Origin of the sequence: Pseudomonas sp. GV085, from assembly GCF_003050925.1 — a bacterium.
Taxonomy (GTDB): domain Bacteria; phylum Pseudomonadota; class Gammaproteobacteria; order Pseudomonadales; family Pseudomonadaceae; genus Aquipseudomonas.
On sequence record NZ_QAOV01000011.1, the window covers coordinates 1 to 24,326 of the forward strand.

25 protein-coding genes and 2 rRNA genes are annotated in these 24,326 nt (G+C 59.8%); 16 read left to right on the forward strand and 11 right to left on the reverse strand.

Annotated features, from left to right (window positions below):
* The 4 genes from C8K63_RS21445 to C8K63_RS21460 all read left to right on the forward strand — a co-directional run.
* A 23S ribosomal RNA gene (locus C8K63_RS21445) occupies window positions 1-79 on the forward strand; the annotation flags it as partial.
* A gap of 163 nt (window positions 80-242) precedes the next feature.
* A 5S ribosomal RNA gene (rrf, locus tag C8K63_RS21450) occupies window positions 243-358 on the forward strand.
* 218 nt (window positions 359-576) lie between these two features.
* Window positions 577-1,503 (forward strand): LysR substrate-binding domain-containing protein, encoded by a 927-nt coding sequence (locus C8K63_RS21455; protein WP_108218506.1) that lies wholly within the window; start codon window positions 577-579, stop codon window positions 1,501-1,503.
* Between the two features lie 57 nt (window positions 1,504-1,560).
* Window positions 1,561-1,926 (forward strand): 5-carboxymethyl-2-hydroxymuconate Delta-isomerase, encoded by a 366-nt coding sequence (locus C8K63_RS21460; protein ID WP_108218507.1) that lies wholly within the window; start codon window positions 1,561-1,563, stop codon window positions 1,924-1,926.
* A gap of 3 nt (window positions 1,927-1,929) precedes the next feature.
* Here the strand turns inward: C8K63_RS21460 and C8K63_RS21465 are convergent, their stop codons facing one another.
* The 3 genes from C8K63_RS21465 to C8K63_RS21475 form a co-directional block, all read right to left on the reverse strand.
* Window positions 1,930-2,868, reverse strand: a complete 939-nt coding sequence (locus tag C8K63_RS21465; RefSeq protein ID WP_108218508.1) for a LysR family transcriptional regulator — start codon at window positions 2,866-2,868, stop codon at window positions 1,930-1,932.
* Window positions 2,869-2,982: 114 nt separating this feature from the next.
* Window positions 2,983-3,900, reverse strand: coding sequence for a DMT family transporter (locus C8K63_RS21470; protein WP_108218509.1), 918 nt, complete (start codon window positions 3,898-3,900; stop codon window positions 2,983-2,985).
* A gap of 13 nt (window positions 3,901-3,913) precedes the next feature.
* A complete protein-coding gene (locus C8K63_RS21475) occupies window positions 3,914-5,098 on the reverse strand; it encodes a cyanate transporter (protein WP_108218510.1) in 1,185 nt (394 codons plus the stop codon).
* Between the two features lie 494 nt (window positions 5,099-5,592).
* Between C8K63_RS21475 and C8K63_RS21485 the strand changes: the two genes are divergently transcribed.
* From C8K63_RS21485 to C8K63_RS21510, 6 genes are all read left to right on the forward strand, one after another.
* The gene (locus C8K63_RS21485) at window positions 5,593-6,975 is read left to right on the forward strand and encodes a glutamine synthetase family protein (protein ID WP_108218511.1); all 1,383 of its coding nucleotides are present in this window, start codon (window positions 5,593-5,595) and stop codon (window positions 6,973-6,975) included.
* A 190-nt stretch (window positions 6,976-7,165) separates the two neighbouring features.
* Window positions 7,166-8,815: a phosphoethanolamine transferase gene (locus C8K63_RS21490; RefSeq protein ID WP_108218512.1), complete on the forward strand. Its 1,650-nt coding sequence runs from the start codon at window positions 7,166-7,168 to the stop codon at window positions 8,813-8,815.
* Window positions 8,816-8,887: 72 nt separating this feature from the next.
* A complete protein-coding gene (locus C8K63_RS21495; protein WP_108218513.1) occupies window positions 8,888-9,538 on the forward strand; it encodes a class I SAM-dependent methyltransferase in 651 nt (216 codons plus the stop codon).
* A gap of 123 nt (window positions 9,539-9,661) precedes the next feature.
* Entirely contained in the window at window positions 9,662-10,795 is a 1,134-nt protein-coding gene (rnd, locus tag C8K63_RS21500; RefSeq protein ID WP_108218514.1) for a ribonuclease D, read from the forward strand.
* Window positions 10,792-11,085, forward strand: coding sequence for a YcgL domain-containing protein (locus tag C8K63_RS21505; protein WP_108218515.1), 294 nt, complete (start codon window positions 10,792-10,794; stop codon window positions 11,083-11,085). Before rnd ends, C8K63_RS21505 begins: the two co-directional genes overlap by 4 nt.
* A gap of 119 nt (window positions 11,086-11,204) precedes the next feature.
* Window positions 11,205-12,137: a D-2-hydroxyacid dehydrogenase gene (locus C8K63_RS21510; protein WP_108218516.1), complete on the forward strand. Its 933-nt coding sequence runs from the start codon at window positions 11,205-11,207 to the stop codon at window positions 12,135-12,137.
* 122 nt (window positions 12,138-12,259) lie between these two features.
* Here C8K63_RS21510 and C8K63_RS21520 read toward each other — a convergent pair whose 3' ends face one another.
* Complete coding sequence (locus C8K63_RS21520; protein ID WP_095945370.1) at window positions 12,260-12,853, reverse strand: nitroreductase family protein; 594 nt, start codon at window positions 12,851-12,853, stop codon at window positions 12,260-12,262.
* A 164-nt stretch (window positions 12,854-13,017) separates the two neighbouring features.
* On the opposite strand from C8K63_RS21520, the gene C8K63_RS21525 reads away from it, so the two are divergent.
* Together C8K63_RS21525 and C8K63_RS21530 are read left to right on the forward strand one after the other, a co-directional pair.
* On the forward strand, window positions 13,018-13,467 hold the full coding sequence (locus C8K63_RS21525) for a YcgN family cysteine cluster protein (RefSeq protein WP_108218518.1): 450 nt from the start codon (window positions 13,018-13,020) through the stop codon (window positions 13,465-13,467).
* 35 nt (window positions 13,468-13,502) lie between these two features.
* The gene (locus C8K63_RS21530; RefSeq protein ID WP_108218519.1) at window positions 13,503-14,732 is read left to right on the forward strand and encodes a hypothetical protein; all 1,230 of its coding nucleotides are present in this window, start codon (window positions 13,503-13,505) and stop codon (window positions 14,730-14,732) included.
* Window positions 14,733-14,845: 113 nt separating this feature from the next.
* Here C8K63_RS21530 and C8K63_RS21535 read toward each other — a convergent pair whose 3' ends face one another.
* From C8K63_RS21535 to C8K63_RS21550, 4 genes are all read right to left on the reverse strand, one after another.
* A complete protein-coding gene (locus C8K63_RS21535) occupies window positions 14,846-15,223 on the reverse strand; it encodes a DUF2892 domain-containing protein (RefSeq protein ID WP_108218520.1) in 378 nt (125 codons plus the stop codon).
* Between the two features lie 80 nt (window positions 15,224-15,303).
* Entirely contained in the window at window positions 15,304-15,774 is a 471-nt protein-coding gene (locus C8K63_RS21540) for an RNA methyltransferase (protein ID WP_007993783.1), read from the reverse strand.
* A gap of 197 nt (window positions 15,775-15,971) precedes the next feature.
* On the reverse strand, window positions 15,972-16,343 hold the full coding sequence (locus C8K63_RS21545) for a YajD family HNH nuclease (RefSeq protein WP_007898702.1): 372 nt from the start codon (window positions 16,341-16,343) through the stop codon (window positions 15,972-15,974).
* A 49-nt stretch (window positions 16,344-16,392) separates the two neighbouring features.
* A complete protein-coding gene (locus C8K63_RS21550; protein ID WP_108218521.1) occupies window positions 16,393-17,079 on the reverse strand; it encodes a spermidine synthase in 687 nt (228 codons plus the stop codon).
* Window positions 17,080-17,174: 95 nt separating this feature from the next.
* Between C8K63_RS21550 and C8K63_RS21555 the strand changes: the two genes are divergently transcribed.
* Entirely contained in the window at window positions 17,175-17,465 is a 291-nt protein-coding gene (locus C8K63_RS21555; protein ID WP_108218522.1) for a hypothetical protein, read from the forward strand.
* On the opposite strand, the gene C8K63_RS21560 is transcribed toward C8K63_RS21555, so the two are convergent.
* Both C8K63_RS21560 and C8K63_RS21565 read right to left on the reverse strand, forming a co-directional pair.
* Window positions 17,462-17,935 carry a cyclic nucleotide-binding domain-containing protein gene (locus C8K63_RS21560; RefSeq protein WP_108218523.1) on the reverse strand — a complete coding sequence of 158 codons (474 nt, stop codon included), beginning with the start codon at window positions 17,933-17,935 and terminating at the stop codon, window positions 17,462-17,464. The two genes, C8K63_RS21555 and C8K63_RS21560, sit on opposite strands and share 4 nt — an antisense overlap.
* Before the next feature lie 72 nt (window positions 17,936-18,007).
* Window positions 18,008-20,062 carry a S9 family peptidase gene (locus C8K63_RS21565; RefSeq protein WP_108218524.1) on the reverse strand — a complete coding sequence of 685 codons (2,055 nt, stop codon included), beginning with the start codon at window positions 20,060-20,062 and terminating at the stop codon, window positions 18,008-18,010.
* Window positions 20,063-20,297: 235 nt separating this feature from the next.
* Between C8K63_RS21565 and C8K63_RS21570 the strand changes: the two genes are divergently transcribed.
* Genes C8K63_RS21570 through C8K63_RS21580 form a run of 3 tightly spaced genes read left to right on the forward strand, consistent with a single transcriptional unit; the run spans window position 20,298 to window position 22,158 of the window.
* A complete protein-coding gene (locus tag C8K63_RS21570; RefSeq protein ID WP_108218525.1) occupies window positions 20,298-20,795 on the forward strand; it encodes an MFS transporter in 498 nt (165 codons plus the stop codon).
* Between the two features lie 32 nt (window positions 20,796-20,827).
* The gene (locus tag C8K63_RS21575; protein WP_108218526.1) at window positions 20,828-21,604 is read left to right on the forward strand and encodes a class II glutamine amidotransferase; all 777 of its coding nucleotides are present in this window, start codon (window positions 20,828-20,830) and stop codon (window positions 21,602-21,604) included.
* Between the two features lie 11 nt (window positions 21,605-21,615).
* Window positions 21,616-22,158, forward strand: a complete 543-nt coding sequence (locus C8K63_RS21580) for a DUF2937 family protein (protein WP_108218527.1) — start codon at window positions 21,616-21,618, stop codon at window positions 22,156-22,158.
* A gap of 44 nt (window positions 22,159-22,202) precedes the next feature.
* Here the strand turns inward: C8K63_RS21580 and C8K63_RS21585 are convergent, their stop codons facing one another.
* The gene (locus tag C8K63_RS21585) at window positions 22,203-24,314 is read right to left on the reverse strand and encodes a TonB-dependent receptor (RefSeq protein ID WP_108218528.1); all 2,112 of its coding nucleotides are present in this window, start codon (window positions 24,312-24,314) and stop codon (window positions 22,203-22,205) included.
* Window positions 24,315-24,326: the final 12 nt, after the last annotated feature.

Sequence of the window (24,326 nt, forward strand, 5' to 3'; positions counted from 1 at the left end):
ACGACGTTGATAGGTTGGGTGTGTAAGCGCTGTGAGGCGTTGAGCTAACCAATACTAATTGCCCGTGAGGCTTGACCATATAACACCCAAGCAATTTGATGCTCCTAGCTGAAAAGGCGAAAGAGACCAGATTGCGGTGTGTGAAGACGCAATGAACCGAAAGTTCGACGCTCACAAAACACCGAAAGCTGTCACATACCCAATTTGCTGAATCGTCGAAAGACGCTTCGGTACCCGAATTTCTTGACGACCATAGAGCATTGGAACCACCTGATCCCATCCCGAACTCAGCAGTGAAACGATGCATCGCCGATGGTAGTGTGGGGTTTCCCCATGTGAGAGTAGGTCATCGTCAAGATTAAATTCCAAAACCCCTATCTGCGCACGCAGGTAGGGGTTTTGTTTTTGTCCTTGGGAAATCGAAACTACTGCCCCAACCGCTCCAGCGTGTGCGTCAACGGTTCCAGCGACACACAGATAAACCCATCCGCGTCAGGCTGTTGGACCTGAGTCGGATAGACGGCAGTCGCGCCAGCTACCTAAACTGTCAGCAGGTTTGGACATCGGGGGCAGTGGATGAATCGCAACGAACTTCGCAAGGCGGATATCAACCTGATGGTGGTATTCGAAACACTGATGCTCGAGCGCAATGTCACTCGGGTGGCGGAGAAGCTGTTTCTCGGCCAGCCGACCATCAGTTCGGCGCTCAACCGCTTGCGTGCGATGTTCAATGATCCGCTGTTCATACGCGTTGGCCATCGCATGGAACCGACAGCGCGGGCAGAGGAGATCATCAAGCACCTGTCGCCGGCGCTGGACTCCTTGTCCGTGGCCTTGAGTCTGACCCATGATTTCGATCCGGCCAGCAGTACGATGTCGTTCCGCATCGGGCTGTCCGACGATGTCGAGTTCGGCCTGTTGCCGCCGTTGCTGCGGGCCTTGCGCCAGGAAGCGCCCAATGTGGTGTTTGTGGTGCAGCATGTCGATTACTGGCGGATCCCCGACTTGCTGGCGTCTGGTGATATCACGGTAGGTATCAGCCAGACCCGTGGCTTGCCGGCCAATGCCAAGCGCAAGTTGCTGCGGCACATCCAGCCCAGCATATTGCGCGCCGATGCTTCCGACACACCGCTGACCCTCGATGAATATTGCGCGCGACCACACGTGCTGGTGTCCCATACCGCCAACGTCAGTGGCTATGCCGACGAGTGGCTGGCAGATATCGGTCGCACGCGCCAGGTAGTGCTCTCGGTACCGCAATACAGTGCGTTGCCAGCCTTGCTCGCCGGGACGGACCTGATTGCCAGCCTGCCGGACTACACCGCCGAGGCGATGGCTGCATCGGGAATGCTGTTCAAGGAACCCTTTCCGTTCAAGACGCCGACCCTGGACCTGTCCATGGTCTGGCTCAGTCATGTCGACACCGACCCCGCCGAGCGTTGGTTACGCTCGCGCCTGGAGGCGTTCATGAGTGAGCGTGCCGTTTTGCCGCTGCCCGAATGAACAGGGCGACGCTGTGTTATATGTACGACCTGCCCCCCTACCTACAGGATCTGACTCATGCCTCACCTGCACATGGAATACACCGCCAACCTGACTGACTTGAATGCCGATGTGGCATTGATGCGGTTGAACAATACGTTGGTGGGCTCCGGTCAATTTTCTGCCGAATTTGACATCAAGAGCCGCGCGGTCATGGTCGAGACATTCAAGGTTGGCACGGCATTGGCTGAGCGGGCATTCGTGCATGTGAAGCTGGCGCTGCTGAGCGGTCGTTCCGCACAGATCAAGAAACAGCTCTCCGAAAGCCTGCTGGAGGTGGTTCAGGGCCTGTGTGAGTGGCCGACTGGCGTTGAAGTCCAGCTGTGCGTGGAAATTCTCGACATCGATCGCGATTCCTACAGCAAGACCGCCATCAGCAACTGAGTATCAGGCCGTTTCCTGCTCGACGCAGGCCTGGATCACTTGCTCTCGCAGCCAGGTGTTGGCGCTGTCCTGATCAACACCCTGGTTCCACTGCATGTCGAGGGTGAAACCCGGCAAGCCTTCGGGCGCTTCACAGTGATTGAAAGTGTCTGCACCGGCCAGCAATCGCTGGATGCGCCGGGGCAGGGTCAGGGCATAGTCGGTGCCGGTAATCAGCTTCAGCGCTGCACTGTAACTGTTGGCGCGTGCGACGATCTGGCGTTGTTGGCCCTGCTGCGCAAGCCAGCCGTCGACCATGTTGGTGGCGGACGTCCAGGGTGTCGGGAACACGTGTCGACGTTCGACATAGGTTTGCAGACTCAGGCGTGGTTCCGCCGGCGTGGCGCGTTTGTCGAAAACACACACCAGATCGTCTTCGAGCAGCGTCCGGGATTTGAAGTCGACATGACTGCGATGAAAGTGCGGGCCGAAGCACACCGCCAGGTCGAGGCTGCCGTCGCGCAACGCTTCGGCAGGGACATCGGCCTCGAGCTTGAACACATTGACCATCACTGGAAGCTCGGCGAGGTCGAAGCGTTTCAGCAGGCGCGGCAGGATCAACTGTTCGAAATATTCCGGTGCGCAGATGTTGAAGGTCACGGGTTTCAGGCCGGGGTCGAACGTGGGTGGGCCGGCGTGACACAGGTTGATGCTTTCGAGGACTTTCAGCGCGTGAGGGTACATCGCACCGGCCTTGCAGGTGGGCTGCATGCCGCCGGTACGGGTATTGATGAATAGCTCGTCCTCGAAACTGCGGCGCAGTTTTTTCAGGCAGTAACTCACCGTGGACTGGCTGATGCAAAGCGTCTCGGATACGCCGGTGACGCTGTTTTGCTCATACACGGCGACGAACACCATGAGGTCCTGCATGTCGAGTTTTCTGAGCGAATTACTGTTCAGCATCCATTGCGTCTCGCTGCGTCCCTTGCGCTGACCGTGCGCGAAGGTGAGCGAATGATCCTAGCGGAATGAGCGAGCAGGGAGAATGCCTTGCAGGACGTTTCGCCCAAGCCCGTGTCAGCCCTGGACCATCGCCGACACGGCGCGGCGGCTGGACATCAACAGCGCGAACATGCCGATGCCCACCAGCATTGCGCCGGCCAGTTCCAGCGGCAGGGGCATCTGGCGCCCCCATAGCCAGTGAAACAGGGTGATGAACAGCGTACTAAGGTAGATGTAGGAAATCACCGAGGACGGGGCGATCACGCCGATGGCCCGATGCAGCAGCCAAAACGTCGCCAGGGTGGCGAATACCGCCAGGTACATCAGCCAATAGAAATCGTTGAGCGTCAGCAATGATGCCGAGCGCCAACCGCCACTGAATCCACAGAACACCAGCAGAAACAGCGCCCCGAACAGCATGTTCCAGAACGTCATGGGCACCGGCCCACGCCCCTTGAGGCTGTTGGCTTTCAGGCGCTGGCTGAGGGGAGCGTAGAGCGCCATCGCCAGGCAACCGATGCCGTACACGGTCAACGCATACAGCGATGGCAACTCGCCGGGGCCGGTGCCTTTCATGATCAGCAAAACCGCCCCGGCAGCGGCGAGCAGCATCGGCACAATCCGTTGTTTCAGGCTGCTGTCAGGTGTCAGCACGGCCTCGAAAACCAGGGTCATCAGGGGCACCAGCGTGAACATCGTCCCGGTGTTGACGGCCGAGGTGTAGCGCAATGCTTCGAACAGCGAGCCGAAGTACAGCGCCAGCAGCAGGCCGAGCACCGCGTGACCGAGCAGCCCACGAGCGGTCATGATTGCATCGCCTTTTAGCAGCAACAGCGGCAGAAACACCAACGCACAAAACAGCAGGCGCAAACCGGTCAGCAGGATCGGGTCGATGGCCTGGCTGACTTGCGCCGCCGCGGAAAACGACGCGGCGATCAATAAGGCCCAAAGCAGCATGCTGGCGTGAGCGGCGGCGAAACCGATGGTTTTCATGGCAGGCTCCGGATCAATGGATGTGGCGGGTGTAGTGCCTTGGATTGAAGCGCAAAACCATCAACATCATCAGTGCCATGACCACTGTCAGCGACCACCAGGCCCATTCAAAGCTGCCGAGCCGGTCGCGGATTATCCCCGCCAGCAGCGGCGACAGGCCGGCGATCAAGTAGCCAATGCCTTGAACGAAGGCGGTCAGGCCACCAGCGCGCAAGGGATTGTCCAGGTGATCCAGCGATACGATCAGGCTCATCGGGAACAGGCCGCCAATGCCCAGCCCCAGCAGGCATGGCCACATCAGGCTCAAATATTGTGGACTCAGAATCAATCCGCAGAAGCCAGCGATGATCAGTGCAAGCAATACCATCAGCACGACACGGCGGTCGGGGCTGCGATTGGCGATGACGGGCGTCAGCAGACCCGACAGCACTTCCATGGCGGTTAGAAATCCGAGCAGCAATCCGGCGTGCTGTTCGCTCCAGCCCTTTTCCACGTAGTACGGCGCCAGCCAGGCCAGGACACAGGTGTAGGACGCAGTGCCCAGACCAAAGAAAATCGCGAGTAACCACGCGCGGGAATTGGTGAAGAACGAACCATTACTGGAGGCCTTTGAATCCCGTGTCGGCATCTCCGCCCGTTGGGTTCCCCAGAGCAGCAATGCCAGCACGGCGAGAACCGCCCAGATCGCCAGACCCGTACGCCAGCTGCCGGTACCCTCCATCACCAGTGGCGCAAAGGAAGCGGCAATGGCGGCGCCGCCCATGATCGACGTGACATAGAGACCCATGCACAGGGCAACGTGGTCGCTGAAGCGGGATTTGATCAACGCTGGCATCAGCGCCTGGATCAGGGCGATCCCGATACCTGCCAGCACTGCGCTGAGGATCAACTCCGCGGCTGAATCAAGGAACAACCGCGAAAGCGTGGCCACACAGATGATCAGCAACGAGAACACCACCGTGCGCTGGTCGCCGAGTCGCTGACTGACGCGCAGGCCGACAAACATCGCCAGCCCCATGGCCATCACCGGCAACATGGTCAGCAGTGAAGCCAGGCTGAAGCTCAGCGGGATGTCGTCGCGAATCGCCGAGAGCAGCGGCCCGACAGCGGCCATTGAAGGGCGCAGGTTCAGTGCAACCAGGACAATGCTGAACATGAACCAGACGGCAGGGCGGGAGGTGACTCGGGTGTTTTCCATGAGCGGACCTTGAAGAATATGCAGGCGATTAACGCGCGCTCGACCCGAAGGGCGCAAATCAGAAAGTCCGGGGTGGTATTTAGAAATCAAATACAAGCCGCTTCCACAGGGGGCCCCCTGACAGTCAAATGTTTAGTCACGCCTTATCCAAGGTTCTTCAAATCCCGATTTAACGACTCAACCCATCGTGTGACGCTGCGGGTCACCTGTTTTCTGCGGTTCTCTCTATGGACGGTTGGCCAGTCGCAATCCACTTCAAGGCATCCATCGACGCGCGAGCGTCGAGCCTTGGTCGTCGATTCACGCCCGCCACCGCGCCAAACCTCTCTGCGCTTCCATCTGAACTGGCCTTCTGGGCGCTATGGCATTGCCGCCATGCGCGCCCGCCGGACTCCTGCTTTTTCCGCTGATTGTTCCTGCCTGTTCCGGTTGATGCCGGGATAAAAGTTCGGGTGCTTTTGCGTACCCGTCTGACACGGAAAAAGAGAATTCCCATGAGTTGTGCCACGACCTCGTTTGCCACCAGGCTTGAAGCCCAGACATTTCTGGAGCAGAACCCGGACATTGAAATGTTCGAGCTGTTCATCCTCGACAACAACGCAGTACCGCGCGGCAAACTGCTGCATCGTGACGAGTTGCTGGCGGTATATGAAAGCGGGCGGCCATTGCCGAGCACCATCCTCGGCCTGACCATCAATGGCGATGACGTGGAGAACTCCGGGCTGGTCTGGGATGTCGGGGATATCGACTGCCGGGCCTACCCGATCAGCGGCAGCCTCACGCGTATGCCGTGGCGTCTGATACCGACCGCAGCCGTGCAGGTCAGCATGCACCCGACGCAAGGCATGCCCGCCACCGTTGCCGATCCCCGTCATTTGCTGGTGAAAGTCATCGAAGGCTTGCAGGTTGACGGTTATTACCCGGTCATGGCGGCGGAATTGGAGTTCTACCTGCTGGATCAGCAACGTGACAGCAATGGCCGACCGCAACCGGCACGGGATGTCGATGGCGGGCGTCCGCGCGGTACTCAGGTCTATGGTTTGCGCGAGCTTGAGCAGATCGAACCGTTCCTGGCTGATCTCTATAACGCCTGCAAGCTCCAGGGGATTCCAGCGCGCACGGCCATTTCCGAATACGCGCCGGGGCAAGTGGAAATCACCCTCGAACACCGCACCGACGCATTACAGGCAATGGACGAAGCGGTGCGTTACAAGCGTCTGGTCAAGGGGGTGGCGCACAAGCACGGCATGACCGCCTGTTTCATGGCCAAGCCTTTCGAAGACCTGGCCGGCACCGGGATGCACATGCACGTGAGCCTGGCCGACAAGGACGGCAACAACCTTTTCGCCAGCGAAGCTCCGGATGGCACGCCACTGCTCAAGCAGGCCGTCGCAGGCATGCTTGGCACCCTGCTCGATTCGCTGTTGCTGTTCTGCCCCAACGCCAACTCTTACCGTCGATTCCAGGCCAACAGCTATGCGCCTCTGGCGGCAACCTGGGGTGTGGACAATCGCACCGTGAGTTTGCGCGTACCGGGCGGGCCGGCGTATTCCCGGCACATCGAACATCGAATTTGTGGCGCCGACGCCAACCCCTATCTGGCGGCTGCGGCGATTCTGGCCGGTATTCATCGCGGTATCCGCGAACGACTCGACGCTGGTGCGCCAGTGGAGGGCAATGGCTACGCCCAGGCTGCGAAGCTGTTGCCGACAGACTGGCTGACCACATTGCGATCACTGGAAGGTTCGAGCTGGGCCAGGGAAGCGTTCGGCGAGGAATTCCTCGGTGTCTACCTGGCGGTGAAACGCGCCGAATATCGCCAATTCATGGGGGAGGTCGGTGAGCAGGACTGGCGCTGGTATTTGCACCAGGCTTGAGTCGATGCTGAACCGGAGCTGAAACCTTCTCAAATAGTCTGAAAGTCTCAGGCTGGTTTTATAAGCCAACTAATTGTTGGCTTCTTTTTCACAAAAAATTGATGGTTGGCTACCTAAAATTAGAGCTGTCTCGGTCAATGAAATTTTCACATTTACCGAAGGCACTTATTTACAGGACCCACCGAACCTCATGCTTAAGATTAAAGCCGTGCGCCCCGAATGGGTGACACTGATTGCCAGTGCACTTTTATTAGTTGGCTTCAATTTTGTGCTCTGGCAACACCTGTTCGAAATCACCACGTCCGATGGCAAAGGCATCGTCATGCGCGTGGCCTTTGGGATGATGATCTTCGCGGCCTTCAATATTGTGCTGACCCTGCTGGCGTTCCGGCCGGTGCTCAAGCCGGTCCTGACCCTGCTGTTCATGATCAGCGCAGGCGTGGCGTATTTCATGAGCCAGTATGGTGTTCTGATCGACACCGGCATGTTGCGTAACTTCGCTGAAACCAATGCCACGGAAGTGCGCGACTTACTGTCGCTAAAGATGTTTGTTTATATTGCACTGCTCGGCGTTTTACCGACTTGGTTGTTGTGGAAGACGCCGATTGATTATCGTCGTTGGCACCGTGAACTACTCAGTAAAGTCCTGGTGATTTTTTTCTCGGCAGCGGTCATTGGTGGTGTTGCACTGGTTAACTATCAAGGCCTGTCTTCGCTGTTTCGCAATCACCACGAGTTGCGCCTGATGGTGGTGCCAAGCAACTACATTGGTGCCTCGGCTGGTTTATTGCGCGAGAAAGTAGCGACTGCACGGCAACCCTTTGTCAAAATCGGTGAAGATGCCCAGCGCAATCCGGCCTGGCAAACTCACGGGCGCAAATCCCTGACGGTTCTTGTCGTGGGTGAAAGTGCCCGGGCGGAGAACTTCGGCATCCTTGGCTACAGCCGCGACACCACGCCGAAACTGAGTAAGGAAGATGGCCTGATCGCCTTCACCGATGTGCATTCCTGCGGGACTGAAACCGCCGTATCGGTGCCTTGCATGTTTTCCAATATGGGGCGCAAGGACTACAACGCCAGCAAGGCAAAGAACGAAGAAGGCCTGCTGGATGTGCTCAAGCATGCGGGTATCGACGTGATCTGGCGTGACAACCAGTCAGGCTGCAAAGGTACGTGCGATCGCGTCACTATTGAAGACGTCAGCAATCTGAAAGATCCGGCGCTGTGCGCCAACAGTGAATGCCGTGACGAAATCCTGCTGCAGGGACTGCAACATTTCATCGATACCCTGGACAAGGACACTGTATTGGTATTGCACCAGATGGGCAGCCACGGTCCGGAGTACTTCAAGCGTTATCCGAAAGCGTTCGAGCGCTTCACCCCGGTTTGCGAGAGTAATGCCCTGAACAATTGCAGTCGCGAAAGTATCGTCAACGGCTACGATAACACCCTGGTATATACCGACCATGTACTGTCGACCTTGATCGATCTGTTGCGCAGTAACCAGGACAAAGTGGATACCGCGATGCTGTATCTGTCGGACCACGGCGAGTCCCTGGGTGAATACAACTTGTTCCTCCACGGCACGCCTTACATGCTCGCACCCGAGCAGCAAAAGCATGTAGCCATGTTTGCGTGGTTCTCCGACAGCTATAAAAAGTCGTTTGCGGTAGATACCCGTTGCCTGCAACAGAGTCGTGAAAAGCCCCTGAGCCAGGACAACCTGTTTCATTCGATGCTTGGCCTGCTGGAGGTCAACAGCAAGGTCTACAACCAGGATCTGGACATGTTTGCCGGATGTCGTGGTCCAGTGGTCGACGGTGTGTTGGCCAAAGAATGAGTGCTCCGGCTTTGTTTCACGCGGCGGCCGCCGACTTGCGGCCTGTAGAACCTTCATCAAGAGCCATTGCACATGTCCGCTCAGCCTCCATCCGCCATCGAGCTTGAGATTGCCCGACGCTACGACCGGGAGCACGCGCGCGTCTGCCTTCAGCCGCAAGCGCCGGGCCTGGCCGGGCGTCTGGCGCTTTGGCGCGAGGAACGTCTGGTGCGCAATGCGCTCAAGGTCGCCGGCGAGCCGGGCCTGATCCTTGATGTGGCCTGCGGTGTGGGGCGTTTCTGGTCGGTGCTGGCCGAGCATGCGAATCGGGTGATTCTCGCGACAGATCCGTCTCAAGACATCCTTGATCACGCCCGCACCCATCACCCTCAGAGTCTATTGAAGCGGGTCAAGACCTTTCAAAGTTCCGCGTTCTCGATTGGCTTGTCCGAGAACGCGGTTGACTGCATTTTTTGCATGCAACTGTTTCAATACCTTACTAACCCGGAACATCGCCTGGCGATGCTTGGCGAGTTTTACCGGGTCAGTCGCGATACGGTGATTGTCGCGGTGCGCCTCGACGGTCGTTTCAAGGCCGCGCGCTCACGTGTGGAAGGGCCATTACCGGGCAAAACCGAGGTGGAAAGCGAGTTCAGGCAGGCGGGTTTCCGTTTGCTCAGCCATCAGGACTTTTTCCCCGGTTGCGCGCGGATGCGGATCTACGTGCTGGGTAAGACCAGCTAGCCCGGCTTTGTAGGACTATTCTGTATGTCACGCAGTAATTTTCGCTAACGCTCTTGTTCAGTGGATGCGCGGAAATCGCCGGGGGCGATATATACTGCGCGCCATTCTTCAAGGGAGAGCCGTGTGGCCATCGATATTCACTGGATTCGCGACAACGATAGCCTCGGACGGTTGTGTGCCGAGTGGCAGCAGTTGCCATTCGTTGCCCTCGACACCGAATTCATGCGGGTCGACACCTTCTACCCAATCGCCGGCCTGCTGCAGATCGGTGATGGCGTTCGCGCCTATCTGATCGACCCGCTGACCATCGACAACTGGCAACCATTGGCCGCGTTGCTGGAAAACCCGGCGGTGGTCAAAGTAGTCCACGCGTGCAGCGAAGACCTCGAAGTCCTGCTACGCCTGACCGGCAGCCTGCCGGCTCCACTGTTCGATACCCAACTGGCTGCCGCTTACCTGAACCTCGGTTTTTCCATGGGCTATTCGCGGCTGGTGCAGGAAGTGCTCGGCATTGACCTGCCCAAGGGTGAAACCCGTTCCGACTGGCTGCAACGTCCGCTTTCCGAAACCCAGATCAGCTATGCCGCCGAAGATGCCGTGCATTTGGCTGAAGTCTTCGTAAAGCTGCGTCCAAAGCTGTCAGACGACAAATACGCCTGGGTCCTGGAAGACGGCGCCGAACTGGTGGCCAACCTGCGCCGCGAGATCGATCCGTACGAGGTCTATCGCGATGCCAAGCTGGCCTGGAAGCTGTCTCGCGCCCAGCTCGCCGTTTTGCGTGAGCTCTGCGCCTGGCGCGAAAAGGAAGCCCGCGCCCGTGACCTGCCGCGCAACCGGATTATCCGCGAGCATTCGTTGTGGCCATTGGCGCGCACGCAACCGGACAACCTCGGTGCCCTGGCGAAAATCGAAGACATGCACCCGCGTACCGTGCGTCAGGACGGTGAGTTTCTGCTTGATCTGATCAAGCGCTCTGGCAGTGTGTCGCCTGATCAATGGCCACCAGCCGTGCCGGAGCCATTGCCGGTGGACGCTGCCGTACTACTCAAACAGATGAAAGCCATCGGCCAGGCCGAAGCCGAGCGCCTGAACATTGCGCCGGAACTGATGCTGCGCAAGAAAACCCTGGAAGCACTGCTCAAGAGCGGCTTTCCCAATGGTCCCTACCAATTGCCTGATTCGCTGCGTGGCTGGCGCCGCGAATTGATGGGCCAGGCGCTGCTCGACAGCCTGGCCACCGCCGGAGAACAGCCTTGAAACGTATTTGCTCCATCTACCGCAGCTCGAAGAGAAACGAAATGTACCTGTATGTGCTCAAGAGCGATGCTCTGGAGCGCGTGCCAGATCCCCTGATGGCAGCCTTCGGCAAGGCCATCCACGCGTTCGACCTGGTGCTGAGCCCCGAACGCAAGCTGTCGCGCGAGGACATCACGGTCGTGCTGGAAAACCTCGACAAACAGGGTTATCACCTGCAAATGCCGCCTGCCGAAGACGAGTACATCGAGCACCTGCCGGAAGAATTGTTGCGTCGCAACGATCCGATGTGAACGGCAGACAGGCTCTGTTAAGAGTGGTTATGAAACACTGATTGATTTTTGCGATGGCAGCATCGACGGAGCACCGCTCTGTCGGCGGCCGTCTGCACCGTTTTTGAAAGGTTTGAAGCATGCGCGTCCTGATTGCTGAACACGACCACCCCGTGTACGCCCAACTGTTGCGCGAGGCGGCACCGGACCTGGAGGTGCTGACCAGCGGTGATTCCGCCGAACTGGCCAGCCAGGCCGCCGATTGCCCGGTGTGGCTCGGCCAGCCAGATTTGCTGGCGACCCTGTTACGCCAGGGCCATCAGCCGCAATGGCTGCAATCGACCTGGGCCGGCATCACGCCGCTGCTGGCCGATGGCTTGCCGCGGCACTATCGCCTGACGCGTGCCGTCGGCATCTTCGGCCAGGTCATGGCCGAGTACGTGCTCACGTATATGCTCGGTCACGAACGCGAAGTGCTGGCGCGACTGGTCAGCCAGGTCGAGCGCAAATGGGACAGCCGCCATGGCCAGAGCCTGGCGGGGCGTAAGGTGCTGATCGTCGGTACGGGCGATATCGGTCAAAGTGTCGCGCAGTTCCTCGTGCCGTTCGGCGTCCAGTTGTATGGCGTTGCCAGCAGCGCGCGGGAACAGGCCCCGTTTATCGAAGTCGGTTCACTGGCGGATTTGCCGCGGCTGGTCGGTGAAGTCGATTACGTGGTCAATCTGCTGCCGAACACGCCGGACACCCACGATATCTACGACGCGGCGTTGTTCAAGCAATTCAAGCCGAGCGGATTGTTCATCAACGCCGGGCGCGGTGTGGCGGTGGTCGATGCGGATCTGGTGGATGCCTTGAAGGAAGGGCATCTGGCGGGTGCGGTGATCGACGTGTGCCGTCAGGAGCCGTTACCCCAGCGTCATCCATTCTGGACAGCCTGGGGCCTGCTGCTGACCGGCCACAGCTCGGCACCGACTTCGCCTTCGATGATGGTGAAGCTGTTTGTCGAGAACCTGCGGGCGTATCAGGCGGGAGAGGCGTTGCGCGGGGAAGTGGATTTCGATCGCGGTTACTGAAATCACCACTACCCAATGTGGGAGCGAGCCTGCTCGCGATAGCGGTGTGTCATTCGCATTAACGTTGACTGACACGACCTCATCGCGAGCAGGCTCGCTCCCACAGGGTTTTGTGGTGTGGCTTAGAGGGTGAAATCGCCTTCAGCCGCCAACTCGCTCAATGGGCGACGCGGGCTGGGTTCTTCACGGGCTTGCAGGTAATCCGCCAGGCTTGCCTTGTCCCCCAGCTTGCCCACCGCGACGGCGGCGTGCAGGGCGTAGCCTTCAGGAATGTTCAGCTCCTTGCGGGTCAGTTCCTGGTCGAAACCGGCCATGCCATGGGTGTGCCAGCCGCTCAGGCTTGCTTGCAAGGCCAGGTGACCCCAGGCGGAACCGGTGTCGAAGGTGTGCCACAGGGCCGGGGTTTCTTCACTGGCGCCAGGCGCGGTGAAGGTGGTTTTCGAAATCACGATCACCAGGGCCGAAGCATGTTGCGCCCAGCTGCGGTTGAATTCGTTCAGCAGGCCCAGGTAACGCTCCCAGTTCGGCGTGTCGCGACGTGCGTACAGGAAGCGCCAGGGTTGCGAGTTGTAGGCCGAGGGTGCCCAGCGGGCGGCTTCGAAGAAGCTCAGCAGGGTTTCCTCTGGAATCGTTTCGCCAGTGAAGGCGCGGGGCGACCAGCGATCGGTGAACTGAGGGTGAATGGCGTAATCGGCAACGCGTGGGTTGGCACTCATCAAGAGATTCCTTGCTACGTTTGAAAGTGGGAGCGACGCAAAACCCTACTTGGCAGCGCAAAAACTGACAAGCCCGTTCTACCGACAGTCGCCAATGCTTGGCCCGCGGGCGTTCGGGCACTAGACTGGCGGCCTTTTCACCACCTGATGTCGATACTCGAACCATGGCCGCCAAAGTAGAACCGTTCTGGATACGCAAGACCCTCGATCAACTCGATCGGGAGGAGTGGGAGTCGCTGTGCGACGGCTGTGGATTGTGCTGCCTGCAAAAGCTCGAAGACGAAGACGACAACAGCGTTTATTACACGCGCATCGCCTGTAAATTGCTGGACCTGAAAACCTGCCAGTGCACGGATTATCCCAACCGTCGTGACTCTGTGCCGGACTGTATCCAGCTCACGCCGGGCAAGGCCGACGAATTCAAATGGCTGCCGCCGACCTGCGGCTATCGCCTGGTCAGCGAAGGCAAGGACCTTCCGTTGTGGCATCACCTGGTGTGCGGTGATCGCGATGCTGTGCATCACGAGAGGATTTCCCAGTCCGGGCGCATGCTCGCCGAAGGCAGCGTGCCGGAAGATGATTGGGAAGATCACCTGATTTTCCGCGCCGGCTGATTGCCCAAGGTTCAACGTTTCACGAAGGAGTGTGTATGGCTGTGGGATGGCGGCAGGCGTGTGTCGTTGGACTACTGGTCGTGAATTCGCCTGTATGGGCAGCGAACAAGGTCAATCTGGATTATCACGTGCGCCTGTTACCCCAGAGCGATCAGGCCGAAGTGCGCCTGACGCTCGCCCAGGGTTCGGCGGTACGCAGCCTGGATTTCGACCTCGGCGACGGCAGCCACTACAGCGATTTCAAGGCCGACGGCCAATGGCAACTGACCCCTGGCAAAGCGGCGCGCGGCATCTGGCGTCCGACGGCCGACAAAGCCAGCCTGACTTACCGTGTGAATATCAACCACGGGCGCAAGAGCGGCAGCTTCGACACGCGCATGACACCAAAATGGGCGTTGATGCGCGGCGACGATCTGGTGCCGTCTGCCAGACTCGATCAACAGGACGGCATCGAACTGGTTTCGCGCCTTGAATTCGAGCTGCCCGGTGGCTGGAAAAGCGTTGAAACCGCTTGGCCACGAATCGGCCCGAATAAATTCCGTATCGACAACCCTTCCCGATTGTTCGACCGACCCACGGGCTGGATGCTCGCCGGCCAGCTCGGTAGCCGCCGTACTCGTCTGGGCGAGACTGAAGTGACCGTCGCCTCGCCACTGGGGCAGGGTATGCGCCGCATGGATGTGCTGACCCTGCTGACCTTCGTCTGGCCACAAGTGCAGGCGCTGTATCCGCGACACCCTGGCAAACTGCTGATCGTCGGGGCCAATGATCCGATGTGGCGCGGCAGCCGGTCGGCGCACGAGTCGATCTATCTCAACAGTCACCTGCCGTTGGTCAGCGAAAGCGGCACCAGTGCGCTGGTTCGTGAGTTGGCCCAGGTGTTCGGGCGGATCAACGGCACGCAGCGCAGTGACTGGATCAATGAAGGCTTTGCCGAGTATTACGCCATCGAACTGGTGCGCCGGGCGGGCGGCATGAGTGATGAACGCTACGAGAGCCTGCACGGCAGACTGGTCAAGAGCAGCCAGAAAGTCACCACGCTGCGCGGTGAACAGATCACAGCGGTTCAGGTGGCCAGGGCGGTGGTGTTGCTGCAGGAGCTGGATCGCGAGATTCGCCTGAAAACCCACAACAAGCGTTCGCTGGACGACGTATTGCGCGGGGCGATGCGGCTGGGGGATATCGATACCAAGGCATTTGTTCAGCTCAGCGAGAGCGTGATCGATGGTTCTTCCAAGGTGCTCAGTACCGAGTTGCTTCAGTAGCACCGCCATTCGCTGGCAAGCCAGCTCCTACATTGGTTTTGTGTACGGCACAGATCACATGTAGGAGCTGGCTTGCCAGCGAAGAGGCCGGTTGCCTCAGCACAATTCCAGGATCAAACCCCGGCTTTCGGCGACTTCAACGAATCATTGCCGGTAACGGTCGCAGTTTTGGTCGCCGCTTCGGCATTGGCCTTCAGCGTCTTCAAGTCTTCACCCGCCCGCTGGATTTTCGCCCGCACGTTGTTCATGTCCTGACGGCCTTTCTCCAGCAGGCTTTTCGCCGAGCTGTGGCCGGTAATGCCGCGCGCCAGGGCCACGCCGCCGATGGCCACCTGGATCAGGCCAAAGATCCCGCCACGACGCAGGCCCTTGCCCACCATCACCACGCCGCCGGCCAGGGAGCCGATGCGTTCCCAGCCCTGCACGTTTTGCTCGGAGGGGCTCTGGAACGGGGTGGATTCGATACGCTCGACGCGTTTGAGTTCGCTCATGGTCTGTCTCCAGGCTTGGGGGATCGATAGTCAAGCTGACCGCCTGGGCGGGCAGCTCGTTCAATCGGATGTGCGGCGATTCAGCGGAATTTTGGCCCCGATCGGGTATTGAGCCCCTTGGACATGCGGTCGTAGAGCACGACGTTGACCGTGGCGGCCAGGTTCATGCAACCGGTGGTAGGAATGTAGACCACGTCTTCGCACCAGTCGCGAATCTCTTTATCCAGCGATCCGTCTTCCGGGCCGAAGATGTAGAGCGCGCGATCCGGGTGAGTGTATTCCGGCAACGGGCGCGCGCCCTCGACCAGCTCCACGGCGACCGGCACGCAGTTGAGCGGCAGGATCTTCTTCAGGTCGTCGATGCCGATCAGCGGGATGTCGTAGTGCACGCGCTTGGTATCGGTGACGAAGTCGGCGGCGCGCTCATAGCGCTTGCCGGTGTAGAACACCGACGCCACGCCATAACAGCCAGCGGCGCGCATCACCGAACCGACGTTCTCCGGTGATTTGGGGTTATACAAACCAATGCAGCTGTACCGTTTGTCTGCCACGAGCGGGGTGCCTTTCGGGAAAAAAGCGCGATTATACGGGGATTGGGGCAGGGGTGGTCAGTTTGAGATTGGTGGTGTCTGAGCGATTGCTATCGCGAGCAGGCTCGCTCCCACAATTGACCGAGGTGTCCAGACGGACGCAGAACAATGTGGGAGCGAGCCTGCTCGCGAAGGGGCCGGTTCAGGTACCGAAGACTTCAGTCTTCTTTTTTCATGAGGCCCGCCAACGCCGCAAATGGATTATGCGTGGCCTTGGCGATTTTCGGTGTGCTCAACGAGCCTTCGTCGAAATACTGCTGGTCGGTATACCGCGAGTGTTCGTTATCGTGACAGTACAGGCACAACAACTCCCAGTTCGAGCCGTCCTGCGGGTTGTTGTCATGGTTGTGGTCGCGGTGGTGCACGGTCAGTTCGCTCAGGCGCTTGCCGGAGAACTCACGGGCGCAGCGGCCACAGACGTGCGGGTACATCTTCAGGGCTTTGTCGCGGTAGCCCATTTCCTTGTCGCGCTGGTTGTCGGCGAGGATGCGATCCAGCTTCGAAGTGTTGGTCGGGGTGGACGAACTCATGGGTTCACCTTTGTAAAATGACTAATGACGGTATTAAGCGAAGTTTAGCTCAGCCCTTGAGCTTCTCGGCAATCCAGATGGTGTGGCGGGTGCCCTTGTTGCCATGGGCGAAGACCTGCACTTCTTCGGCCTTGAAACCGGCTTTCTTCAGTTTGTCGGAAAAATGCCGGTCAGCGCTGGCCGACCAGACCGCCAGTACACCTTTGGGTCTCAGGGCCTTGGCGCAGGCACTGAGGCCGCCGGCAGAGTACAGCCAGCTGTTGGCTTTCTGAGTCAGGCCTTCGGGGCCGTTGTCGACGTCGAGCATGATCGCATCGAAACCCTGGGGCTCGGCCTGCAGGACTTTGGCCACGTCTTCCATGCGAATCACGGTCCGCGGGTCTTGAAGCGGGTTTCCGGCTTTCTCGCCAAGTGGCCCGCGATTCCATTCCACAACCCCAGGCACTAATTCGGCGACCACTACTTCGGCGGTCTTGCCCAGGTGCTTGAGCGCCGAAGCGAGGGTGAAGCCCATGCCCAGGCCGCCGATGAGCACCCGTGAATTCGGTCGACCGGCGACTTTGCGACACGGGATCTCGGCCAGGGCATCTTCGGAGCCATGCATGCGTGTGTTCATCAATTGTCCGCCATCGCCGCCCTGGATCTTGATGACAAAATCCTCGCCGTATTCGAACAGGCACAGGGCGCCGCCGTTTTCAGGAATGGCGGTGGTGTCCAGCAGAACGAAACGTTTCATGGGGCTCACTTGAAGAAAATTGGCAGAACACGGGAGGGCAAACAGGCGCAGTTGGGAGTAGCCTGTTTATGACGACAAGGTCAACGGAGCCATTGATGAAGCGCACCATTCTAACGGTCATTGCCCTGGCCGCGCTCTCGATAACTGCAGTGCAAGCTCAACAGCTGCAATCGATTCCCGTCAGCCCCGCACCGATACCCGGTTCGCCCGGCACCGCGACGCCCACGCCGTACCCGCAAATCAGCCCGGCGCCTTTGCCTAAAGTCGGCCCCGGCAGTAGCGGTCCGCCGTTGGTGCCCATTGAAATGCCGAGCCCGCCGACCAAGGACCAGCCGATACCGGGCCTTGCGCCCAATCCGCCGAAACCCAAGTCGCCGGGTGGCTAGACCTGCTGCGAAAGCAGTTGGCCGTCAGCCATGCGCAGGCGTTTGGACAGGGATACGGCGAGGGCGCGGATGATCTTGGCGGCGATTTTCGGTGCGTCGTTGAGCATCTTTTCCAGCGAGTCCTTGCCCAGGTTGAGCAACTGGCAGTTGCTTGCGGCCACACAACTGGCCGAGCGCCGTTCGCCGTCGAGTACGGCCATTTCACCGAACGAGCGACCGCTGCGCAACGTGGCGATGGTGACGCGTTGCCCGTCGGCGGTGGTTTTCTGCACGGCCACCTGACCTGTGTGGATGATGCACATGAAGGTGCCGGCATCGCCCTCCTGGAAGATCTCCTCGCCCTGGGCAATGGTGCTGATACTGAAGTAACCGGAAGCCGCGACGAAGTCCGCCGGCAGCAATTGATTGAACAGGCCGCAATCCATCAGCCAGTCGCGAATTTCGTTGTTCAGAAAGGTGGGTTCAGGCATGTCGTCACGGTCTTTAGTGTTGTGTCGGCTTCCTGTGTCCGGAACTATGACCCGCACACCCAGCCAGGTTCCTCAGGCAATGCCCAGAACCTTGAACAAAAATGCATATTCGAGTGCTACGTCACGCAATCCTTGATATCGACCGCTCATCCCGCCATGCCCGGCACCCAGTTCCGTCTTGAGCAGCAGGGGATTGCTGTCGGTCTTGGTCGCGCGCAATTTCGCCACCCACTTGGCGGCTTCCCAATACTGCACACGGCTGTCGTTGTAACCGGCGATCACCAGGGTCGCCGGATAAGCTTGCGCGGTAACGTTTTCGTACGGGGCGTAGGCCTTGATCCGGTCATGGACGTCCGGTTCTTCCGGGTTACCCCACTCGTCGTATTCCGTGACGGTCAATGGCAGGTCAGGGTCGAGCATGGTGTTGAGTACGTCGACGAACGGTACTTCGGCGATGGCGGCGCCAAACAGCTCCGGCCGTTGATTGAGCACCGCGCCGATCAGCAAGCCACCGGCGCTGCCGCCGCTGATCGCCAGCTGCGGTGCAGTGGTGAAGCTCTGGGCGATCAGGTGTTCGGCGCAGGCGATAAAGTCGCTGAAGGTGTTGTGCTTGTGTTCCTGCTTGCCGGCGCGATACCAGGCTTCCCCCAGTTCGCCACCGCCACGCACGTGGGCAATGGCAAAGGCCATGCCGCGATCCAGCAGGCTCAGGCGCGCGTGGGAAAACCACGGGTCGAGGCTTTCGCCATAGGCGCCATAGCCGTAGAGGTACAGCGGTACGGGTTTGCCCAGGTCTGCGCGCTTGATCACCAGGCTGATGGGCACTTGCGTACCGTCCGGCGCAGTGGCCCACAGGCGCTGGCTGACGTAGGCATCGGCATCGAACGGGCCGAGCACCGGAGTTTGCTTGAGCACTTTCTGCTCGCCAGAGGCCAGGTCCAGTTGGCGGATTTGCGCCGGACGGTTCAACGCTTCGTAGCGCAGGCGAATCCGCTCGCTTTCGAATTCCAGGCTGTTCTGCACGTGCAGACTATAGGCCGCATCCGGCAGTTGCACTCGATAAGGCGTCAGGCCCTGTGGGTGCACCTCGATGACCGGCAAGCCGCCGACCCGCAGGCTGAGGGTCATGGCCCCGGTGTTCAGGCTGATGCCGTCGATCATCACCGTGTCGCTGTGGGGGATCAGGTTCTGCCAGTCGGCTTCGGTCGGCGCGGCGCCGGTATCGGTGGCTGTGTACAGGGCGAAATTGATGCCGTCACGGTTGCTGCGAATGAACCAGGTCCATTGACCGTCGAGTACGCCGTGGTCGACGTCGTACTCATGCTCCTCGACCCGTGGCGCGATGCAGGTGAAGGATTGCTGCGGCTGGTTGGCATCGAGGGCCCAGACTTCGCTGGTGGTCTTGCTGCCCACGGACAGCAGCAATTGCTGCTCGGAGCTTGAACGGTAGCAATGCATGAAGAAGCGACCGTCCGGCTCATGGAACACCTCTTGCGCCGCCGTGCCGTCCAGGCGATAGCGATACAGCTTGTGCGGGCGATGGGTGTCGTCCAGTTCACCAAAGAACAGCGTCAGGCTGTCGTTGGCCCAGGTCATGCTGCCGTCGCAGTCTTGGAATTCCAGTTCACTGACACGGCCGTCGGACAGTTCCTTCACGAACAGCGTGTAAATCTCGTCGCCGCTGGAGTCGATGCTGTAGGCCAGACGCTGATGGTCCGGGCTGATGCTGAACGCCCCCAGGGAAAAGAAACCGCCATTGGCCAGCTCGTTGGGGTCCAGCAGCAGTTGTTCGCGGCTTTCGTCGAGGGTCAGGCTGTCGTCGGCCGGACGCGGGCAGCGGTAGTGCCGGGCATACTCGTCGCCCGCCATGGTGCGGGTGTAGTACAGATAGGGTCCCCACGGCGAGGGCAGGGACAAATCGGTCTCGAGAATCCGCCCTTTGATCTCCTCGAACAGGGTTTCACGCAGCCCGGCCTGGTCGGCAGTTTGCGCTTGCTGGTAGCTGTTTTCGGCTTTCAGGTAGTCGAGCACTGCGTCGGTGTCGCGCTCCTGCAGCCAGGCATACGGGTCGGAGCCTTCAGCCTTGTGGGCGATCGGGGCGTCGCAAAAGTTGGCGGATATGGGCATGAAGGGCTCTCGAACAATTTATTGAATAAGGATTGGCGACCTGTAGGAGCTGCCGAAGGCTGCGATCTTTTGATCTTGATTTATTAAGATCAAAAGATCGCAGCCTTCGGCAGCTCCTACATACCGCTTTCGCGAGCAAGCCCGCTCCCCACAGGGGTTGCGCGTTGCTGGCTGGATTTGAGCAGCCTGACGGGCGAAAAGCCGTTATCATAAGCGCCTCTTTGCCTGCCTTGCCATGGACACCATGACCGAGAACGACTATCTGATCGCTTGGGGCCTCTACGCCTTCGCCGCTTTGGGCTGCCTGTTGGTGTGGATGCGCTTGACCCGCTGGATGTGGCGCTGGCTGCGTGAGCCGCTGCGGCTGGCGATGGCCGTGCTGCTGTTCAGCCCGACCATCATCGACCCGGTCAAGGACAAAGTCGCGCCGGCCGTCGCCATTACCGCCCTCGACCTGCTGTTCAAGGTCGGCAACAACGCCTGGCGGGCGATTTCCGATCTGTTCATGTACGGCATGATCGCGTTCGGCCTCTATCTGGTGCTGGTGGCGATCCGTTTCCCTATCGAACGCGCCTCCAACGCCCGCAAGGAGCGTGAGGCTGCCACCAAAGCCGCCGTCCGCGCTGACGAGCCTGAGGACGATCAACCGTTTGGCGGTGCCGGCGATGATCGCTACGGTCGTCCTCCCGTGCCGAGCAGTCCTCAGCGGATGCGAGTCGAACCCCGTCTGTAACCTTGCCCCTGCGATTGAGCGAGAGTCCGAGCATGTGTGAGTTATTGGGCATGAGCGCCAATGTCCCGACCGATATCGTGTTCAGCTTTACCGGGCTGATGCAGCGCGGCGGTCGCACCGGCCCACACCGCGATGGCTGGGGCATTGCCTTCTATGAAGGCCGTGGGCTGCGACTGTTCCAGGACCCGGCGGCAAGCTGCGAGTCGGAAGTCGCGAACCTGGTGCAGCGCTATCCGATCAAGAGCGAAGTGGTGATCGGGCACATCCGCCAGGCCAACGTCGGCAAAGTCTGCCTGTCCAACACGCATCCGTTCGTCCGTGAGCTGTGGGGGCGCAACTGGTGTTTCGCCCATAACGGCCAGTTGGCGGATTTCCAGCCTGCGGCCAGTTTCTATCGCCCCGTGGGTGATACCGATAGCGAAGCGGCCTTCTGCGATTTGCTCAACCGTGTGCGTGCGGCGTTCCCCGAACCGGTCGAGGTCGAAGCGCTGCTGCCGGACCTGGTGGCCGCGTGCGCCGAATACCGCAGCAAAGGCGTATTCAACTGCCTGCTCAGCGATGGCGACTGGTTGTTCTGCTATTGCTCGACCAAACTGGCGCAAATCACCCGTCGCGCACCGTTTGGCCCGGCACGCTTGAAAGATGTCGACGTGATCGTCGACTTTCAGGCCGAAACCACGCCTAACGACGTGGTCACCGTCATCGCCACCGAACCCCTGACCGAAAACGAAACCTGGACCCGTTACGAACCGGGTCAATGGAGCCTGTGGCGGCGCGGCGAATGCGTCAGCCAGGGCAAGACCGAATAAGGACTCCTTGCATGTTGCTCAGTTATCTACGGCTGGTGTTGTTTGCGGCCGGCTTGTTGATCGGTGTACAGGTGCCGGGGTTCATCAGCGATTACGCCAAGCGGGTCGAAGCCCATCTGATCGAGGCGCAAGCCGGGTTGAGCGGGTTCCAGAACACGGCCAATCAGTTTTTCAAGGGTGACATGCAGGCTCTGGTCGCGCATTACCGCGCCAGCGAAGACCCGATCTTCCGCAGCGATGCCGACAGCCTGAGCAACCTGCTGACCCGCCAACTGGCGCTGGACAAGCAGTTCCAGGCGATGCAGGGGCCGTGGTACATCCGCTTCCTGCAAGTGGTGCTGGCTGCCGATCCGGACATCCGCAAGGAAACCTGGAATGGCTACAGCTACCAGATCCTGTTGACGCCCGAAGCGATGAGCTGGGGCATGAGCGGCGCATTGTTGCTGTCGTTGGGCCTCGAATGCCTGTTCCGGCTGATCGACTGGGTGGTGCTGGGCGGCAAGCGTCTGCGCCAGAGCCGGCCGATCGAAGAGCGGGATTTGCGCGGCTTGTAACACCGTCGAGCGTCAAGGAGCCGGCAAGCCGGCTCCTTGCTTGATTACCAATCGATCGAATAGGTCATGCTCAAGGTACGGCCTTCGGCGTTGGGGAATGGCGCTCTGGCGTTGGCCTGGGCGAACAGGTTGACGTACGTGCGGTTGGTCAGGTTGTACACACCGCCTTCCAGGCGACCGACCGGCAAGTACACGGAGCCGAGCAGGTCCACCAACGTATAACCATCGATGTCGCGCCCGTTGTTGTCCTTGGCGGCAGCGTCGTAACTGGACAGGTGCATGCCTTGCAGGCGCAGGGTGTAGTCGTCTTCGGCGTAGCCGACGAACAGCGTGGTTTTGGCCGGTGAAATGCGTGTCGCCGGCAGATCGATCCATTTCCCGTTCTGCTGGGTCTCGCCTTTGGCCCAGGCATAGGTGCCACCCACCGACCAGTGATCGGTCGCGAGGTAGGTCAGGCTGTTTTCGATGCCGCGAACCCGCTCCTTCTGGTTGATCAGACGCAAGACACGGTCATTGGCATCGTAGAACTGAGTCACGTCCGAGGTGTTTTCATAGACGGTGACGTCGGCCTGCCACCGGTCCCAGTTACCGCGCCAGCCCAGCTCGTAGCTGTCGACCTTGATGGCCTGGGCGTTGAGGCTCTGGATGTCGAAGGTGCTGTTCACGTCACGCAAGAAACGCTGGATGTCCGGCAGCGAAAAACCCTGGCTGTAATTGGCGAAGACGTCCTGATGTTCACTCAGGTGATAGACCGCGCCCAGGTTATAGAGCGTCGCGTCGTATTTGAGGGTGTCACCGGGCAGGATGGCGCGTACGCCGGTCTGGACGATCTGACCGTAAGCGATGCTGTCGGAGACCTCGCTTTCGATCCATTCGCGGCGCACACCGCCACGCAAGGTCCAGTCTCCGATGTCCCAGGACATCTGCCCGAACAGCGCCTTGGTGGTGGTTTCGATATCCGGGCCCAACTCGTAAGTGGTGCCGGTCTTGGTGTAGGTCAGCCCATTGAGGGTGTATTGGTCACCGCGCTGGCGGGAGCGTTCGTGATCATAGTCGGCGCCCCAGACCAGGTTGCCAGTGGCGCTGCCGATGGCCGGCAACGGCGTGTCGATGGCCGCACGCAGGCCGTAGACATCCTGCACGCTGTTGTTGTCGGAGATCCCGGCCTTGCCCCGCGACAGGTCCGGGAAGAACAGCGCGTCGGCCCGGCGCCAGTAGCTTTCCAGTTGCAGGCCCTGGCCGTAGAAGTCGTTGTCGGTGTAGTTGAGGTTGGCCGCCTGGTTATGGGTGTAGGGCTGGTCGTCGAGTTTCAGTCCTTTGACCGCCACGGCCTCTTGTCGGTTGTTCGGGTCTTTTGTGTAGCCAGTGTCCTGCTGGTCCTTGTAGTCCTGCAGTGACAGGCTGAGTTTTTTATCGGCATCCAGTTCGTAACCGAAACGACCTTGCAGGTCATAGGTGTCGGTGTCCATGTTGCTGCCCTGGGAGGTGTCCTGAGGGATGCGATTGCCGTTGCCGTCGTACTGATCGTTGCGCTGGGTCAGGTCGGCGGACACGTACCAGTCCAGGGCATCCTTGCGCCCGGTCGCACTCTGAAAAGCCTCGTAGGCGAAACCCTTGCTGTTGAGGTTGTTGCCGGTGGTCAGGCCCAGTTTGCTGCTGTAGGCAAGGTCCTGACCCTGGTTGCGCTTGGTGATGATGTTGATGATGCCGCCCGAAGCACCGGCGCCATAAATGCTGCTGGCGCCGGAAACCACCTCGATGCGTTCGATACTGGCCGGTGCGATGCTGTTGAGCTGGCGGAAGTTGTCACGCGTGGCGTTTTGCGACACGCCGTCGATCAACACCAGCATGTTGCGCCCGCGCAGGGTCTGGCCGAAGTTGCTCATCCCGCCGCTGGACGGCGCCAGGCCGGGAACCAGTTGCCCCAGGATGTCGGAGACTCGGCGCCCGGCGCCACTCTGTTGGCTGATCTGTTGTTCGTCGATCACCTGGACCGAGCCGGGAATCGAGGCAATGGTCGCTTCGCTGCGCGTCGCGGAAACGACGGTGGCTTGCATGTTCAATGTGCCGGGTTGCTGGTCGGTGTCCTCGGCCCAGGTTTGGGCGCTGAAGGAGCCGAGCAGCGGAATCATCAAGGAAAGTTTGGTTCGGGTCATGAGTTGGTCTTT